General features: G+C 63.9%; 1 protein-coding gene. It reads left to right on the top strand.

Annotated features, from left to right (window positions below; translation table 11 throughout):
• Nucleotides 1-263, top strand: a 263-nt coding sequence (locus tag ACSNOK_RS34740) for a hypothetical protein (RefSeq protein ID WP_436784697.1), incomplete at both ends; no start/stop codon positions are given.

Genomic DNA, 263 nt, shown 5'->3' with positions numbered 1-263 from the left:
CTCACAGCTGCGCGAAGAAGCGCATCGACTCGGGCTGCCGGTCCTCGTCATGATCTATCCCGTGCCGGAGTTCGTGACACGGGTGGGGTCACAGGCGCACGTTCACGCCTGCCGTATCGGGGAGGAACTCGGCGGTGACTTCATCAAGACCGGCCAGCCCGACGACGACACTCTGCGTTCATGCCTGGCGGCCATCAACGTTCCACTTCTTGTAGCAGGCGGCACCACGGGTACGTTCGCCGACGTTCGCGAACGAGTCGCGA

Source organism: Streptomyces sp. URMC 126 (assembly GCF_051386555.1).
Taxonomy (GTDB): domain Bacteria; phylum Actinomycetota; class Actinomycetes; order Streptomycetales; family Streptomycetaceae; genus Streptomyces.
This window is presented reverse-complemented; position numbering and strand designations above follow the sequence as displayed.